The following is a 14,515-nucleotide window of genomic DNA, read 5'->3' on the forward strand; positions in this document are numbered from 1 at the left end:
GTCTGTAACAATTAAAATGTAACATTAGCACCAAAAATGAATGACCTGGCAACCGGGTAATTTGCGTTCGACAAACCATCCGTAAGCACATTGCCGCTGGTAGCGTCAGGATTGTAGCCCCTGAACTTTGTCCAGGTAAACAGGTTATTGGCCGAACAGTATAAGCGGATATGGCTTATCCTGACCTTTGAAGTTAAAGTCTCCGGTAGATTATAAGCCAGTTGCGCGTTCCTTAATCGCAGGTAGTCGCCTTTGTAGTAAAAGATACTGGCAGCACGGGTAAGCCTCCTGGCCGACGATAAATTACCAAGATTGGGCTGCGCATAGGTTCCGTTTGGATTATCAACAGGATGATACCTGTTTTCAAAATAATAAACGCTCGGCATAGAAAAACCTTCACCCGAATCATCAAGCGTAGCCAAACCGTAATCATATATTTTGCGGCCATAAACACCATTAAAAGCCATATTAAGTTCAAAACGCTTGTAAGCTATATTGACACCGAAACCGTATGTAAACTTTGGACTATATGTGCCGTAAGAAACCTGATCGCGACTGTCAATCACACCATCATGATTGGTATCCGCTACTTTGTAGTCACCTGTCAATGTACCAGCCAAATGCGGGCTGCTATTGATCTCGTCCTGCGTTTTATAAATACCTGTAATGTTATAACCGTACATAGCAGCAACCGGGCCACCTACTTTGGTAATAAAGTTACTTGCCGGCCCTTGTATTATTTGAGTTTGCCCGGGGGCTAAGGCCAATACCTTATTCACATTCGTAGCCAGGTTCGCATTAAAGCCTATCCTAAATGGCCCCGCATTCAGATTATTGCCCGAAAGCTCAAACTCGAAACCATGGTTGGCCACTTTTCCGATATTTTGAATAGAGTTGGTAAAACCTGATTGCTCGGGAATGGGTACATTCAGCAACAGGTTTTTGGTAGTGCTTTTGTAATAATCGGCAACGAGGTTAAATTTTTGAAAAAAGGCCAGGTCGATACCAATATCGGTTGAGTTTTTGGTTTCCCAGGTAAGGTTGTTATTAGCAGTAGTGGTTGCCGCGAAACCCGGACTAAGCGTACTGCCAAAAACATAATTGTAGTTATAATCATTTGCACCGTTTGCAGATGCTGAACCGATCAGGGCTTTGGAACTGTATGAGCCTATCTGGTTATTCCCTGCCGATCCCCAGCTTGCCCGGATCTTGGCAAAGGTCAGGACTTTGTTTTCCGGGAAAAAAGATTCTTTACTCAGGATATAACCTGCAGTTACCGACGGAAAGTTACCCCACTTATTGTTGTCGCCAAACCGTGATGAACCATCCCGCCTGATAGTTGCGGATAACAAGTATTTATCTGCATAAGCGTATTGCAAACGGGCCAGGTAGGAGATTTGCGTCCACTGGTAACGTGCGGATGCCACACTGAATGCACTGGCACCCGCAATGTTTGTGATATTATCGTCAGGTATTCCAGAGCCAGTTACAATAGTATTTGCACCGTTTTCGGACTGGAAGGTATAGCCTGCCAAAATATCAAAGTCATGGTGACCGATGCTTTTAGAATAATCAACCGTATTTTCGGTGATGTAGTTGTAGATATGCCCGTTAGTTTCAATAGCAGAAGCCGGTTGCGGCGCTGCAGCACGGTATCCGCCCACATCTGATGGCCTGTAATAATCATAAAAATTGCTCCTGATATCTGTACCCAGTACTGTTTTAAATTTCAGCCCGGTTATGGGTTCAAAAACCAGGTAAGTATTACCAAACAAGCGGGTATCGTTCAGGTTATTTTTGATCCTGGTAGCCAGGGCAATGGGGCTTTCGCCCAATGCGCCGTCTTCGGGTGTATTACCTTTTATCTGCTGGCTTATCGCAACAGAGCCATCTGCGTTATAAGCAGGAAAAAAAGGATAACTGATGGTAACGTCACTCACTACGTCATTAGAGTTATTAGCGTTATTGTTAAAGTATTTTTCCTTGTTGAACGATGGGTTTACAGAAACACCGTACGTAAACATTTTGGATATTTTGGATTCTACTTTAATAGTACCGCTATATCGCTCCAGGCCATTATTAATCACAATACCATCCTGCTTAAAATAATTGGAAGAGATATAATAATTGGTTTTGCCTGATGAACCGGAAACCGACAAGTTATAACTGCTCATTGGCGCTTTGCGAAATACCTCATTGAGCCAGTTGGTATTGGTGAGCCCCTGCTTACCGTCAAGATAAGATTGCAGGTAATTTAAGCGCAGTTCCCTTAATGATGCCCCCTTTGCAACCCTGGTGGCGCGGTCATCGTTGATACTTCTGTTATTCGGATCTTTTGATACATATCCCCAATCGCGCGCTTCAGTAAAATAAGTGGCGGCCTGGTATGCATCGACGTATTTTAAGTTATCATGCCTTTCCTGGAAACCCGAATATATATCCAGTGAAACTTTTACTTTATCGCCGCTGCCTTTCTTAGTGGTGATAAGGATAACACCATTTGCAGCCCTTGAGCCATAGATTGCAGCCGAAGCCGGATCCTTCAATATATCCAATGTTTCTAAATCCTGCGGATTGATCGAATTAAAGCTGCTACCTTCTGACAGCGGGAAACCATCTACTACAATAAGTGGCGCCCGGCCCGCTGTTAAAGTACCGATGCCCCTGATCACGATCTGCGGATCGGTTCCGGGTTGAGCCGAAGCATCATTGATGACTACGCCGGCAGCCTTACCTGCAAGCTGCTGGGCAAAACTGGCCCCCGGGTATCTATTTAACTCGGTTCCTTTTACAGTGGTTATCGCGTCGGTGATCTTTTCGCGCGATTGCTTGCCATAGCCAATAACTACTACCTGGTTTAATTGACTAACATCGTCATCAAGTGTGATAGCCAGCACTGTACGGCCATTAACAGGTATTTCCTGTTTTTTATAGCCAACGGAAGTAATTTGTAATACGGCTTGTTCTTCAACTACAATCTTAAAGAAACCGTTTCCGTCTGTAACTGCCGATGATTTACCATCTTTAATCGTTATCGTAACACCGGGCAATGCAGCACCTTTACTATCTTTCACCGTACCGGTTACAGTTATCGGCTTAAGGCTTTGGGCTGTACCAGCGTTTAAGGCATTAATAACAATAATGTTGTCAATTATTTTATAAGTTACCGGCTGGTTCTTTAAAACCATGTCAAGCACATCGGTTAACGGCACGTTTTTAACATCGATGCTGACCTTGTTGAGGGTGCTAAGCAGTTCAAGCTTATAAAAGAAATTGTAATTGGTTTGTTTTTCAATGTTTTTAAAAACACTTTCCAGGCTAACCTGCTTTTGAGAGAGGCTGATGTTTTGACTATAGCCGGCAGCGCTGATCTGCAAACAGGCGGCAAGCATCAATAGAGTAATCAGTTTCATGCGAATGAGCATTGATTGCATCCGGGACATGCCCGGATTGTATTTTACAGGTATTGCACCTGCGGGCATTGTTTGCACCGGCTGATAATGCACAGGCCGGCCGCAAAAAGTATAAAATTGCATACCTTTGTAATGGTTAGGGTTACTTGTTGATTTAGTTGGCAAATTATTTGAATAAGCCTGCCCCGATCTTTGCCGGATTGTGCTCGAACACGTTCCGGCTTTTTTATGGGCAAACTTTAAAAGCACCGGCCTTGCCGGGACATTTTTCCGTTTGTTATATTTCTATTTAACTATAATCTTTCCCCCTTCAATTGTAAAGTGCATTCCACTTAGCTCCAGTACCTTCAATACCTTCGAAGCATTGACATTCCTGGAAATTTTACCATAATAGTGCCCCGGCTGTACCTGCCCTTCATATTTAACTTCTACGTCATACCAGCGCGAGATCTGGTTCATGATAGTTTGAATATCAGCCTTGTTAAACTGGAAAAAGCCATTTTTCCAGGCCACCACTTCATCCATATCAATGTCATCGCTGACGGTCAGTTTATTTTCAGTACTGAGTTGTGATTGTTCTCCCGGTTTAAGTAAAACAATATTATTTCCGTTACTTACTTTTACACTTCCCTCAAGCAGGGTTGTTTTCACAGCGCCTTCATCCTGGTAGGCGTTGATATCAAAATGGGTACCCAACACGGTTACTTTTTGGTTTCCGCTGGTGACAATAAATGGTTTGTTCTTGTTTTTGGCTACTTCGAAATAAACCTCACCACTAATCTCCACCTGCCTGTCATTACCGGTAAAAGTCGTAGGAAAACGGATCGAGGAGGCTGTATTAAGCCATACCCTGGTGCCATCAGGCAATACAACCTGGTACTGACCACCTTTGGGTGTGCTAACTGTATTGTACAAAGTAGCAGCAGCTTGATTGGCTGCCAGGGCTTCTGTGCCGGGACGGTATTCAACCCTACCCTCTTCTTTTTTATTAATTGCGGTTATTCCCTGACGGGCCAGTAAACCTTTGTTACCGCCTGTTAAACTTAGCTTTGAACCATTGGCCAGCGTAAGCACCGCTTTGTTGCTACCCGGCAGGAAATCATTTTTTATAATATTGTTCTTTACTAAATATTGCTTTTGGGGCCGACGGTAGAAATAAAAGCCAACAGAAAGACATAATAAAATACTTGCCGCAGCAGCGTAGTTTAGCCAGTATCTTTTTTTCAGGATAGTGGGCGGAAGGGCCTTGTTATCCGCAGATGATGTGTCAGATACAAAGTCGTCGTTACTCATGGCTTCGGCCAGGTATTTGTCCAACTTTCCTTCATTAAGCAAATGCGCAAATACTTCTAATTCGTCGTCGCTAACCTGCTTGTCGAGATACCTTTTTACCAGCTGCCTGTAGTACGCTTCTTCCATTTAATCTTGGCTTTTAATACCAAGACTTTAAAAGCCTCAAACAGGGTAGCAGGAAAATGATTTTTTTAATGTTTGAAAACAACGGCGAGCAAAACACTGAGCGAAATACCAAGCTCAGTTTCAACTTTTGAACTTAAAACCTTCATGGTAAGCACCATGTGATTCTTGATAGCGTTACGTGAAATGCCTAACTCTTTGGCAGCTTCATCATAGGTTTTGCCCTGCTCGCGGCAAAGTGCAAAAATTTCCCTCGAACGCTGAGGCAAAGTGGTCAACACATTTTCTATAAATAACAGGTATTCTTTGGTGAGACGGTCCTCTTCTACCGTATTACGATATTCGGTAATGACACCCGAAATCTGGTTGATAGCGCTTTCTGTACGAAAGGCAGTTTTTAAATGATCAAGCGCCTGGTTTCGGGCAACGGTGAACAGGTAGGCTTTAAACGATTGTACCTTTTTGAGCTGCTCACGCTTACTCCATATTTTAATAAAAACATCGTGAGTCGCATCCTCGCTCAAAACCGAGGCATGCAGGTACTTTTGCATAAACCTGTTTATTTGAACAGCATAACGGCTATACAATTCATTATAAGCGGCTTCATCTCCGCAGGCAAGTAATTGCTGCAATTCAAAGTCGGATAGTGATTGTACTGATGGCATTTTGAATACTACTTATATGCTTTGGCAAAGTACGCTTTGTATTATTACTTTATTGTTAAGTAATTTACAATACTAACATTGAAGGTATTGCTTTAATGCCGAAGTTTAGGTTTACGGCTTGGGAAAATCGTTGAGCCAAAGAATTCCTTTCTTTACAAAGATAAATAAAAGGCAATAAACGCAACAAAAAGGCCCCTTAGATAACTCTAAGAGGCTATACAAGATGTGATCCAATTCGGATTCGAACCTAAACCTACAGAATCATGATCAGGTACTTTTTCATGTTATTTGCGGTTAACCTTTAACACCTGTTTGCCACCTTCGAATACGATCATGGAATTAATATCCGGAAACTGCAACTGCACGTCGTAACCTTCCATAAAGAATTTATTGGCTGATTCAGGTAATACAACCACTGTGGGCACACCGTCGCCGGATACTTTTAACGCATTGCCGGCTGCCTCCACCTTTACCAGTTTGCCATTGCTTTGTTCGTAAGTGCCAACATAGCTTTCGATCAGCTGGCCGGCTATCACGATCCTTTCGTGGCTGGTTGCCGATTTGTTCATCGTAGCCAGCACCTGTTCCCCATAAGGAAGCGCACGTTTGATAATGCGGTCGCAGATGAATTCGCCATTATCAGCGTTAGTCATCACTACCACACCACTTTTTGATCCGGGCAGGAAAACCGCCATTGTACGCACGCCGATATCCGAGCCACCATGTTGTAAGGCATATTCACCACCAGGAAGGCCATCCACCAAACCCCAGCCCAGACCGGAAGCATTGCCGGGTTTGGTCCTTCTTTGCGGTTTAATCATTTCGGCATAGAGCGGACTGCCTTCGTTAGCCAACTTCATGGCATAGATCCCCAGGGTACAATAATCGGCAATGCTGGTTATCAGGTCATCGGCAGCGTTTACCGGGGTTTGGATAGAAGTGGCATAGCGCTTGCCCTGCCCGTCATGCCACATGGCAAAACGTGTGGTATCCAGGTTTTCGCTCCAGTAATAGGTATCCTTCATTCCCAAAGGTTTGAACAGCAACGAATCCATCAGCATCGCAAGAGATTGATGAAACTTTGCTTCCAGCGCCCGGCGCAAATACTCAAAGCCCTCGCCTGAATACCCTGAGGCAGTACCCGGTTCAAACCTGAAACGCAGTTTCGTGCCGCCATTATCCGAGCGCCAGTTAGGAAAACCGGTCTGGTGGCTCAATACAAAGCGTGTGGTCAGCTTCATTAAATAAGGATCACCTGCAATATCCGGATCGACCCAGTAATGCGCCAGCGGCTCGTCCAAATCCCATTTGCCCATTTCAACCAGTTTTAGGGTAAGCATTGCGGTTACTGGCTTGGTTTGCGAAGCAATATTGAACAAGGTATTTTTTGGCGCCGGATACCCTGCTTGCAAGTCGCCAAAGTTTTTGGCCCATTTTATCTTACCATTTTCGATGACGCCTACGCCGACACAGGGTACCTGGTATTCGGCCATCCATGCCGGAATGTCCTTTAATAAGTTAGCCTGAACGGTATCGGTTTGCGCAAAAGCTGAACTGATCAGTATAAATAAAGCGCTAAAGGAGATGATGAGCGTTTTCATATTTTTTTGATTTACCCAAAAATATCCCGGCTGTAAAACCTAAAAAAATAAGAGTGATGACCACATCCGTATCAGTGATGAACATCAACAAGCCGGTGATATCCGTCTTTTGTAACGTTCATCATCAGTATCGATACGTTCATCACCAAAATTTGGCGAATAGGGCTGGCTATAGTTTCTTTGAGAAATGAAAACTTTCGACTGGACACGCTTATTTACCTGGCCCTATAAGATTTACACCCAGTTGGTGTTCTGGGTGATCGTTTTCTTCCTTTACATACTATTGAAGGAATATCCCCAGCGCATGAGCGGTATAACCCTGGTTTGTATGGTATTACAGGAAATACTGGAACTGGCTATCCCTTGTTACACCCAAAACCTTTTAGTACTGCCGTTTTTAAAGCGGCGTAAATGGCTTATTGGCGTCGTTATTTATGTAGTGCAATTGGTGTTACTTATTGAGTTATTACCTCATTTGTTAAACCTGACAGGCCTGCTTTTTGCTAACATGTTTCATATTACTGATGTGGTTACTAATTGGCAGGACCAGCACTTTGCCTTCACTATGGTGGCTTTTACCGTGATGGCTTCACTTGCCAAAATAGGGGTAGATCGTTTGATCCGCGATAAAGAACAAAAAGATAACGAATTGCGTCATTTGAAAGCCCAACTCAACCCGCATTTTTTGTTTAACACACTTAATAACCTGTATGGGTTATCTGTAGCCGAGTCGAAGAAATTACCCAGCCTGATGCTGAAATTATCTGAATTGCTGCGTTACTCCTTATATGACACCAACCAAAACTATGTGGCGGTGCAAAAAGAATTGGATTACATTAGCAATTACGTGGAATTGGAAAAGATCCGATTGAGCGACAAGACTGATATTAAGCTGGAGATCACCGGCGATTATACAGATCTGTATATTGCGCCGCTATTACTGATCATTTTTGTTGAGAACAGTTTTAAACATTTTTCCGTTGAAAAGGGTAGGCAGGCTTTTGTGCATATCACTTTTAATATCAGGGGGAGTCAATTGCAGTTCAACATTAAAAATTCGGTAGACCCGGGTTATATTCCCGTTCAAAATAAATCCAAAGGCGGCCTGGGCCTGGGTAATGTTAAACAACGTTTAGATTTGATCTATCCTCAGCAGTATACCCTGAAAATAGCCAAAGAAAACGCTTATTACGACGTAAACCTTGAAATAGATCTAAGCTAAATGAACATCAATTGTATCATTGTTGACGATGAACCCATTGCCCGCGACATACTCAAAACCTATGTTGAACAGATCCCCTATCTAACACTGATTGCCAGCTGTGAAGATGCTTTTGAAGCTATGCAGATCCTGAATAAGAAAGAGGTTGACCTGATCATTCTGGATATCAATATGCCGCGGCTCACCGGGTTTGAGATGCTGCGCTCCCTGAAGAAATATCCTGCAGTGATCATTACCTCTGCGTATCCCGAATACGCATTGGAAGGTTTTGAGCTATCAGTAACCGACTACCTGTTAAAACCATTTTCTTTCCCCCGCTTTGTACAGGCTACCGAAAAGGTAGTCAGTAAAACCAGTGAAACATCAGAAGTCATAAAAGATGAAGGCTCTTTCCTGATGGTCAAATCTGATAAAAAACTCACCAAAGTATTTTTAGGAGAAATTGAATACGCAGAAGCCTATGGCAATTATATCTTTATTTACCTGAACAGCGGCGACCGGATCATGTCAAAACAAACCCTTACACAGCTTGAAGAGCAATTGCCTGCACATAAATTCATCCGGATACATAAATCCTACCTATTATCGCTGAAGGCTGTCAAATATTTAGAAGGAAACGAAGTTGCCCTGGCTAACAAAAAATTGCCTGTAGGTAAAGTTTACAGGGAAAATCTGATGAAGAGTTTACACTGATTTCAACTAATATTACGGTCCGGCGCCACAATTTGATTCGGATCTTCGATAAAGGAGCATAACGTCTGTACTCCTATCCTGCATACTTTAAAAAAAGGTGGCCAGGTAAATTGAGAGTCACGGCACCGGGAAACGATATAGGAACGTTTTTTTAGCTGAGGTATATCCAATATCGATGTTTCGGTAAAGACCAGTATTCCCATCTGCGAATTAAGCCGCATAAGGAATGGCGAAATCCATGGTTAGCTTAAATCCAAAACCTTCGCAGTAATACTGCAGCGAGGTTTCCATATCCCTCACCATAAAAATTGGCACGGCCAGTTTAATATTTTATTCCGTCAATACTAACTTACAGCTATCTTTAATTATGACAAAACCAACGCTCGCCGGTATCGCGCCACAAGTTGTGGTGAATGATGCCGTAAAAACCGCTGCCTATTATCAGGCAGTGCTTGGCTTTAAACTCATCGGCTTTTTCCCGGCTGAAACCAGTACGGCTTATGTCATGCTGGAACGTGACGGCTACCAAATACATTTTGGCGGAGCCGATAGCCAACTCCATATTAATGACCATATACGCTGCGGCACGCCGGACTTTTTAATTTGGGTACCTGAGATCGAAGCGTTTTATCAGGAAGTAACAGCTAAAGGTGCCAAAATCCGGCAGGAAATTATGCAGCGTCCTTACGGCCGGGAGTTTATTATCGAAGACTGCGACGGGCATTGGCTGCATGTTTGCGATTAAACCAATTGAACTGCGCCGGGCAGCCGCAATTCACAAGGCTTGATCATTGCGTTAAAGCTAAACGAAAACCGATACAGCCATCAAGGAATTGGGGGCCTATTTCATAGCGCTTGGTATTGGTACAATGTTCTGCCCAATTATGGTGACAACCGCCGCGCAGGACTTTAGCCTCACCCGGAACATTATACGCACTGCCGTCTTTCGGAATAAGGCTGGTATCCCGCACGAACCAATCCTGGCACCATTCCCAGAGATTTCCATTCATATCATATAAACCTAACTGGTTCGGCTTTTTCCGGCCAACCGGATGCGTTTGCGTGAGTTTGGCCTGGTTTTTTAACTGCCTGATCATCGCCAGGTCTGTGTACGGCCCGGCATTGGCTTCATACCAGCCGGATTCGGCCATATCGTTGCTGCCGGCAAAGCGGAAACCATCTTTCCAGTGTTCCCCCCCGCGCGCTGCATACTCCCATTCCGTTTCGGTTGGCAAACGGAAATCACGGCCCGATTTCTGATTCAATTTTTCGATAAACACTTGTGCCTGGTACCAGGACACCTGTTCTACCGGGAGCGCATTACCCCGGTATAGAGACGGGTTATCATCCATGATAAATTGCCAAAGTGCCTGAGTGACTTGCGTTGCAGCAATATAAAAATCCGGGATGCCGACCGCCTGTTCATCGCCAAAAAGAAAAGGGTGCCCCACCGGCGTTCTGGCTACAAAAGCCAGCTCTAATACCTGTTCGCCAGAAAAGATAACTAAGTTTTCCATAACTCAAATGGATTGGCAAAAGCGCAGCGTATTTCCGTCTGCGTCGGTCACGTAAAATTCCCGCCGGCCCCAGGTCTGATCCGTCGGCCCCTGGTGAACCGGCGAACCTGGTTTATTCGTATCCAGCCCCCGGCTTTTGTATTTCGCAAACAAGCTATCCACATCATCAACGAACACGTTAACGACCGAACCGAACAGCCGCTCACTCTCGTGCGTCGTAATTTGAAATTCCATCACCTCATGCCCCAGGTCAACCACCGGGGAATCCGGCGTGTCGTCCGGCCAGGTCATGCCGAAATCCAACACTTCGGTATAGTGCTGAATAGCCGCGCGCATATCGCGCACTTTGAACAGTGGAATGAATTGCATAATTAAAGTTAAATATTTTTTTCTTCAGCGGGTTTGGCTACTTCGCATCGGATTTGCGGATATCTTTCGCCTTATCAAAAGTCGCCAAACAACTATCAAGGGGTTTACCTTGTATATAAATGCAATCGCAGAAAACTTTGCAAGCCGCAGGATTTTTACTGGAAGCACATTGATTCCTGCACTCAGCTTCAGAGTTGCCCGGTACGATCTCATATAAATAGAAAGTACCGATAATGATAAAGACTACAACGGCGAAGCAACCTCCAAAAAACAGTACCCGCAGGCGTTTACCCAGGGGCTTTTTTAACACACGAGATTCTGCTTTGGGCTGCTTATAGGGTAAAATGTGTTTTAAACGGTCATAATCCCAAATCAATAAAAACAAGCTTGCCAATACCAACATCGTATTAATCCGGGTACCATCAAAGCGTGTGGCATAAGTCAGCACACAAATATTAACGATGATGGGAAAATACATTAGCGCACCAAGAAGGGACGTTCGCGGGATCAATAATAATATGGCGGTTATGATTTGAACAATGCCGATAAAGGTGTAGTAATATCCTGTAAGATGTAAGGCATCGAAGTAATGTCCCAAAGGGTTATTGGAAGGCAGGCCTGCGGCGAATCTTTCACTGGCGATTTTAATATAGCCTGCTGGAATAAAGGAGGCTGCCAAAGCAATACGGCAAAAAACAGCGAACTTTATAAACCACTGGTCAGTCCTGGCCTCATAGTATAGTTCTTCAAATCTATTCATGTTTTTTACGAGGGATAATTTTGCTTAGGATAAAATAGAGAACTAATGCGATGGCCGTCCAGTATAAAGCACAGGCAAGCACCCGAATCTGGGGTGCCGGCCGGGTCGTTGAATATTGGTGCCAGGGGTCCTGCTAAAACAATTTTGACAGGATATTTATTACTGGCCCTCCCACATTCTTAAATAGCTAATCAAACTAACAATGGAATCTCAATCTTAAATTCTAACTTTTCTTAAATATTCACCTTTATAGGGTAATTACAAGAACATAAAGAAAATTAGAACGTCACCTGAGAAGTCTACCTTATAAATGAAACTGATTGAACTCATTCTTTACCTCTATACTCAATTCTAAGTTTTCTTACTTTCATTGAAATGTTATTCTTATAAGGGTATTTTTAAGATTCTGCAAAAAATTAGAAATGGATAAGAGAGGAAGAAATGAATTATTAAGCAAAGTTACGCTTATAGCTGCTGAAGCGAGGCAAGGAACTACGGCATAAACACAAGCCTACGCACTACCTTTCATTTATTCCGTTCCTCCCTGCACTTGATTGCTATAAGCGTGCGTGGGCGTCATAATTCATAATCTCAATTAAAAAGTGCGCCAAATATTAACTAAAAACATCCAATACGAAACAGAAAGTCTCACCAAACACACAAACAAGAAACAATTAGATTTATCAATTAACAGATTAAAAAACTGCATTTAGAACGTAAAATAAGGGGGTTAGGCAACAAAAAAGCCTTTCTAAACAATTAGAAAGGCTTTCGTTAAATGTGATCCCATTTGGATTCGAACCAAAGACCTACAGATTAGAAATCTGTTGCCAAACCCCTCAGGGATGCATTTAAAGGCCAATTTCGTGATAATGTAATACTTAATGCGCCAAAAACGCGCCAAGTATGTTCACAATACCTACAATCGTTGTAAGCGACGATTTGACTCAAAGAGCTTATATAACTTTCTATTTCCACAATAACCGAGTTAGAGAATATAATGGGAAAAAGATAGGGTTACGTATTAGTCCGAACAAAGCAACTTCTTTAGAACAACGAAACGAACTACTCGAAAAACTCAGGTTTGAATTTCACAAGGCACTTGAAGCTAATTCATACCCATTAGTAGAAACTTCCCTTGAACAAAAGCCACAACCACGAGAAAAGACAAAGCATGACGAAATACCTAAGCATGACTCTTGCATAAGACTTCTGTTTAAAGCAATCCGCGCAAAACTACAATCTGACCTAAGTAAGAAATACAAGCGTAATTTAAAGTCAATCTACCGACAGTTTAAAAAGCACATGTCAACGGAAGAACTGAGTGGCCCGATAACATCCATATCCGCATCAAGGATTGACTTGTTTCTAAATCAGTTTCGATCATCGGGCACCTATTACATGAATAAAAGGCGTGATCTTGGCGTGTTATTTTCGGCAGCAGGCAGGATAATAGATCAACCAGTAGAAACTATTCAGAAATCTCAAAAGAAGAAATCCAAAGCGGTACTACACAAAGCCTATGAACAAGAGCAGTTAAAGCCAATCTTAAGCTATCTAAAAGCCAATAACCCAAATCTGTATATCTGTAGCTTGTTAACTTATGGAGCGTGGTTAAGACCTCATGAAGAAGTACGGTTGCTAACAGTTGGCAACTTTAAAAATAACCTTAGCGAAGTGCATCTGTCTGGTGAGGAAAATAAAGGTGGCCGAGTCAGAGTAGTTCATATTCCTGAATATATTCGAGTGGAACTTAGAAGTAAACTTGCCGGTTTAGGAAGGCATGATAATATCTTCAGCCTGAACGAAGCACCTTTTAATGAGTACTATTTCAACACCCAATGGTCACGAGCCTGGGCGAAGATGCACAAGTTAGGTTTGATATTCGAGGATCAAACAATTTACTCATTCAGGCATACTGCAGCAGTACAGCTGTACCGAAGGACTAAAGATGTGCATTTACTACAACAACTGTTAGGGCATTCCGCTATCACTGTAACCTTAAAGTATCTACGGAACTTAGGCGAAATCAATAGCGAGGAACTTGCAAAGTATGCACCACAGCTGGAATTTTAGTTAAACAAACAAGCCCATCCGGCAGGGATGGGCTTGTAATCTTGATCGATACGATGGTTAATAAATTAAGCTTTGATCTTGAGTATTGGCCTGTAGCCAATAAACTTACCTCTCTTTCCTTCTTCTACGACTTCTTCGTAAACGATTTCAACGTAAAATACTTTAAGAAAGTCCTCCTCACATTGTGCATCTATACGACGGAAGTAAGTATCCAGTCCTAAATCTGCACGTTCTTCATTAACAACTCTACTAATCTCTTCGATTGAATAGAGTATACCTATCTCAAAGGAATGGGTTAATGCAGAATAATAATCAGCATCATTGCTACGAGCTTTATAGACTCGCAAAGCGTTATCAAGGAACGTTTTCCAGGCACGAATGCCCTTGCCGTTAACTACCTTGACAATACGTGCGCTATCATCGCCATAAATATGATAAATAGCGTTAACACGTTGTTTTTGAGAAGCAGTCAGTGCTTCACCTTGGATTTTGCTATCCACTTTACTTGAGTTTTCCATGTTCTTTATAATTTAATAAAAGTGTCAACTGCCGACACTTGACTGACTATCAGATCTTTGCAGTTGTGGAAAAGCACATGAGCTTGCGAGAAGAGTGTATCAAGATTTCAATGAACGTGCACTATTTCATTAGTGCGTTACAAAAATAGCCAAAAACTACCAGTGAGCAAAGTGAAGCTTACTCCGTTATCTATAAACGACAAAACTATGACAAATTGCCAGAAAGTAAATTCATTCAAGTTGTTGAAAATCAGTATTTTATTTG

At 42.8% G+C, this 14,515-nt stretch carries 13 protein-coding genes; 4 read left to right on the forward strand and 9 right to left on the reverse strand.

The annotated features are described in order from the left end of the window. Window positions 1-11: 11 nt before the first annotated feature. The 4 genes from ACFFGT_RS13070 to ACFFGT_RS13085 form a co-directional block, all read right to left on the reverse strand. Window positions 12-3,413: a TonB-dependent receptor gene (locus ACFFGT_RS13070; protein WP_377022984.1), complete on the reverse strand. Its 3,402-nt coding sequence runs from the start codon at window positions 3,411-3,413 to the stop codon at window positions 12-14. A 285-nt stretch (window positions 3,414-3,698) separates the two neighbouring features. Continuing rightward, window positions 3,699-4,832 carry a FecR family protein gene (locus ACFFGT_RS13075; protein ID WP_377022985.1) on the reverse strand — a complete coding sequence of 378 codons (1,134 nt, stop codon included), beginning with the start codon at window positions 4,830-4,832 and terminating at the stop codon, window positions 3,699-3,701. 65 nt (window positions 4,833-4,897) lie between these two features. Then, window positions 4,898-5,494: an RNA polymerase sigma factor gene (locus tag ACFFGT_RS13080; RefSeq protein ID WP_377022986.1), complete on the reverse strand. Its 597-nt coding sequence runs from the start codon at window positions 5,492-5,494 to the stop codon at window positions 4,898-4,900. A 284-nt stretch (window positions 5,495-5,778) separates the two neighbouring features. Next, window positions 5,779-7,095 carry a serine hydrolase domain-containing protein gene (locus tag ACFFGT_RS13085; protein ID WP_377022987.1) on the reverse strand — a complete coding sequence of 439 codons (1,317 nt, stop codon included), beginning with the start codon at window positions 7,093-7,095 and terminating at the stop codon, window positions 5,779-5,781. A 187-nt stretch (window positions 7,096-7,282) separates the two neighbouring features. On the opposite strand from ACFFGT_RS13085, the gene ACFFGT_RS13090 reads away from it, so the two are divergent. After that, the gene (locus ACFFGT_RS13090) at window positions 7,283-8,317 is read left to right on the forward strand and encodes a sensor histidine kinase (protein ID WP_377022988.1); all 1,035 of its coding nucleotides are present in this window, start codon (window positions 7,283-7,285) and stop codon (window positions 8,315-8,317) included. Then, on the forward strand, window positions 8,318-9,010 hold the full coding sequence (locus ACFFGT_RS13095; protein WP_377022989.1) for a LytR/AlgR family response regulator transcription factor: 693 nt from the start codon (window positions 8,318-8,320) through the stop codon (window positions 9,008-9,010). It abuts the gene before it with no gap. Between the two features lie 210 nt (window positions 9,011-9,220). Here the strand turns inward: ACFFGT_RS13095 and ACFFGT_RS13100 are convergent, their stop codons facing one another. Next, complete coding sequence (locus tag ACFFGT_RS13100) at window positions 9,221-9,313, reverse strand: VOC family protein (protein WP_377023742.1); 93 nt, start codon at window positions 9,311-9,313, stop codon at window positions 9,221-9,223. 64 nt (window positions 9,314-9,377) lie between these two features. Here ACFFGT_RS13100 and ACFFGT_RS13105 point away from each other — a divergent pair, with 64 nt between their 5' ends. Continuing rightward, complete coding sequence (locus ACFFGT_RS13105) at window positions 9,378-9,755, forward strand: VOC family protein (RefSeq protein WP_377022990.1); 378 nt, start codon at window positions 9,378-9,380, stop codon at window positions 9,753-9,755. Window positions 9,756-9,798: 43 nt separating this feature from the next. Here ACFFGT_RS13105 and ACFFGT_RS13110 read toward each other — a convergent pair whose 3' ends face one another. From ACFFGT_RS13110 to ACFFGT_RS13120, 3 genes are read right to left on the reverse strand one after another with little or no spacing between them, the layout of a single operon-like run. Further along, window positions 9,799-10,527 (reverse strand): formylglycine-generating enzyme family protein, encoded by a 729-nt coding sequence (locus tag ACFFGT_RS13110; RefSeq protein WP_377022991.1) that lies wholly within the window; start codon window positions 10,525-10,527, stop codon window positions 9,799-9,801. A 3-nt stretch (window positions 10,528-10,530) separates the two neighbouring features. Further along, on the reverse strand, window positions 10,531-10,896 hold the full coding sequence (locus ACFFGT_RS13115; RefSeq protein WP_377022992.1) for a VOC family protein: 366 nt from the start codon (window positions 10,894-10,896) through the stop codon (window positions 10,531-10,533). Between the two features lie 37 nt (window positions 10,897-10,933). After that, the gene (locus tag ACFFGT_RS13120; protein ID WP_377022993.1) at window positions 10,934-11,656 is read right to left on the reverse strand and encodes a hypothetical protein; all 723 of its coding nucleotides are present in this window, start codon (window positions 11,654-11,656) and stop codon (window positions 10,934-10,936) included. A 906-nt stretch (window positions 11,657-12,562) separates the two neighbouring features. Here ACFFGT_RS13120 and ACFFGT_RS13125 point away from each other — a divergent pair. Beyond that, complete coding sequence (locus tag ACFFGT_RS13125; RefSeq protein WP_377022994.1) at window positions 12,563-13,732, forward strand: tyrosine-type recombinase/integrase; 1,170 nt, start codon at window positions 12,563-12,565, stop codon at window positions 13,730-13,732. A 65-nt stretch (window positions 13,733-13,797) separates the two neighbouring features. Here the strand turns inward: ACFFGT_RS13125 and ACFFGT_RS13130 are convergent, their stop codons facing one another. Further along, on the reverse strand, window positions 13,798-14,250 hold the full coding sequence (locus ACFFGT_RS13130; protein WP_377022995.1) for a hypothetical protein: 453 nt from the start codon (window positions 14,248-14,250) through the stop codon (window positions 13,798-13,800). Window positions 14,251-14,515 lie beyond the last annotated feature (265 nt).

Origin of the sequence: Mucilaginibacter angelicae (assembly GCF_042434235.1) — a bacterium.
GTDB lineage: Bacteria > Bacteroidota > Bacteroidia > Sphingobacteriales > Sphingobacteriaceae > Mucilaginibacter > Mucilaginibacter angelicae.

Excerpts from the sequence above, each read along its gene's own strand:
- ACFFGT_RS13070 (WP_377022984.1), bottom strand. The coding sequence starts at position 3,413 with ATGAAACTGATTACTCTATTGATGCTTGCCGCCTGTTTGCAGATCAGC.
- ACFFGT_RS13075 (WP_377022985.1), bottom strand. The coding sequence starts at position 4,832 with ATGGAAGAAGCGTACTACAGGCAGCTGGTAAAAAGGTATCTCGACAAG.
- ACFFGT_RS13080 (WP_377022986.1), bottom strand. The coding sequence starts at position 5,494 with ATGCCATCAGTACAATCACTATCCGACTTTGAATTGCAGCAATTACTT.
- ACFFGT_RS13085 (WP_377022987.1), bottom strand. The coding sequence starts at position 7,095 with ATGAAAACGCTCATCATCTCCTTTAGCGCTTTATTTATACTGATCAGT.
- ACFFGT_RS13090 (WP_377022988.1), top strand. The coding sequence starts at position 7,283 with ATGAAAACTTTCGACTGGACACGCTTATTTACCTGGCCCTATAAGATT.
- ACFFGT_RS13095 (WP_377022989.1), top strand. The coding sequence starts at position 8,318 with ATGAACATCAATTGTATCATTGTTGACGATGAACCCATTGCCCGCGAC.
- ACFFGT_RS13100 (WP_377023742.1), bottom strand. The coding sequence starts at position 9,313 with ATGGTGAGGGATATGGAAACCTCGCTGCAGTATTACTGCGAAGGTTTT.
- ACFFGT_RS13105 (WP_377022990.1), top strand. The coding sequence starts at position 9,378 with ATGACAAAACCAACGCTCGCCGGTATCGCGCCACAAGTTGTGGTGAAT.
- ACFFGT_RS13110 (WP_377022991.1), bottom strand. The coding sequence starts at position 10,527 with ATGGAAAACTTAGTTATCTTTTCTGGCGAACAGGTATTAGAGCTGGCT.
- ACFFGT_RS13115 (WP_377022992.1), bottom strand. The coding sequence starts at position 10,896 with ATGCAATTCATTCCACTGTTCAAAGTGCGCGATATGCGCGCGGCTATT.
- ACFFGT_RS13120 (WP_377022993.1), bottom strand. The coding sequence starts at position 11,656 with ATGAATAGATTTGAAGAACTATACTATGAGGCCAGGACTGACCAGTGG.
- ACFFGT_RS13125 (WP_377022994.1), top strand. The coding sequence starts at position 12,563 with ATGTTCACAATACCTACAATCGTTGTAAGCGACGATTTGACTCAAAGA.
- ACFFGT_RS13130 (WP_377022995.1), bottom strand. The coding sequence starts at position 14,250 with ATGGAAAACTCAAGTAAAGTGGATAGCAAAATCCAAGGTGAAGCACTG.